Here is a 1945-nt window from a genome sequence, read left to right on the forward strand (position 1 = left end):
TAACGCCCAATTAACGTGTGAGCAGCGCAGACACTGAACTTCAACACTGCACCGTAAACACTAAATTCAACCCGAAGTGAGAACGCCAAGCGTTGCGAATCACTGTTGAATTGTTTGTTATGTTTTACCACAAATATATGATTTACTTGAGAAAGAACTGCTATTTCTAACTAGTTTTCTGAAGCAAACCACAAGGCTGAAACCAACTTGACCGACAAAGGCGACCAGCCTAAAACGTGTAATCCCACTTCCCTGCCCAATGAGGCAACCCGACTAAGCTCAAACAAGTGCCCTTTCTTTCCAACCAAAGCGCAAAACAATGCTGAATTGCCGAGGCAACTGCCAAGCCTGAAATGCTAATTGGCCGAGAACGTAAAGCGACTTTGAGCCAGTTAAACAAAAAGCCAACCGCCACGACCTGACAATGAAGCAACCCACAAACATTGGCATGTTTTACGGGCTGAGAGATTCAAGAAATAAGGCAGACAATGCGGATTTGCTGAGTCTACTCGGGACGAATTGCTAGAGGGACAAAGAACTAGAGCCTAAGACCTTTAAGCCTTTGAAATGCAAGTAAACATAACGCCAATTAAGGTGTGAACAACGCTGACACCCTAGTTAAACCATTGTGCCATAAACACTAAACTTGCTTGAAGTGGAAACGCCGAGCGTTGTGAATCACTCTTAAATTTCTTGTTAGTTGCACAATGCACACTGAATTTTTTCTTTATTTTCAGTGATATATTCTATGTCATTTAGATAGGCTTGAAGATGACCTTGCTCTATGTTTTCAGCAAAGGTTTCATTACCATTTTCAGCTTCACTGCGCATGAACAAAACTAAAGCCTGTAATCGCTCAATCATTGCGTCCGCTAGTTGATTTCTTTCAGACGTAGTTGCACCGTAACTATCACAGAACAACTTAGCTCTAGTTACCTGCTCAGAGATTGTGCCTAACTTATCATTGCTGTCAGTTTTGAAAGGCGACCAACAATAAACTGAATATGCTAAATCCCATATTCTTGGCGCAGGGTGCGCAGTATCAAAGTCAAATACACCTACAACTGTGTTCTCGGAGAGGGCAACATTGTATGGGGTAAAGTCACCATGACAGATAACTTCAAAAGGCTCTCTTGGCTCTAGCATCCACTTGTGCGCATTGACATCTACTTGATCCAAAAGTGGCACAGTTGAGTCATGTATTTTACGCAATAGTTTACCTGCTGATGTTAATGCATCCACAGTAGAAATTGCACCGACTAGAGGGTAATTATAAGTATTACCAACGACAAAACTTAGGACTTCCTGTTCTTGGTTAACACCAAGAAATCTAGGACATTCATCTACATTTTCTCGCTCGAGGTGTTTCAAAATAAGGTGAATGGTAGGGCTCCACGGCTGAAGAGGACGATAGACAACTTCACCATCTCGATATATTGCTGATTCTCTTCCACCTGATAATTCTTCCACGAAACCTCCTCGTGCAACTAACGCCCAATTAACGTGTGAGCAGCGCAAACACTGAACTTGAATACTGCGCCGTAAACACTAAATTCAACCCGAAGTGAAAGCGCCAAGCGTTGCGAATCACTGTTGAATTGTTTGTTATGTTTTACCACAAGTTACTGACTTAATTGAGAAAGAACTGCTATTTCAAGCCAGTTTTCTGAACCAAACCACAAGGCAAGAACCAACTTGGCCGCCAAAGGCGACTAACTCAAAACCAGTAATTCCACTTCCCTGTCCAATGAGGCAACCCAAATAAGCTTCAACAAACGCCCTGTCTTTCCAACCAAAGCGCAAAACAATGGTGAATTGCCGAGGCAACTGCCAAGCTGAAATGCTGATTGGCTAAGAACCTAAAAGCGACTTTGAGCCAGTTAAACAATAAGCCAACCGCCACGACCTGACAATGAAGCAACCCGCGAACATTGGCATGTTTTAC

General features: G+C 42.8%; 1 protein-coding gene. It reads right to left on the minus strand.

What is annotated here, in order from left to right:
* Positions 1-696: 696 nt before the first annotated feature.
* A complete protein-coding gene (locus ELS82_RS24875) occupies positions 697-1470 on the minus strand; it encodes an aminoglycoside phosphotransferase family protein (protein ID WP_134837756.1) in 774 nt (257 codons plus the stop codon).
* Positions 1471-1945 lie beyond the last annotated feature (475 nt).

The sequence above is a fragment of the Vibrio ouci genome (genome assembly GCF_004551525.1).
GTDB lineage: Bacteria > Pseudomonadota > Gammaproteobacteria > Enterobacterales > Vibrionaceae > Vibrio > Vibrio ouci.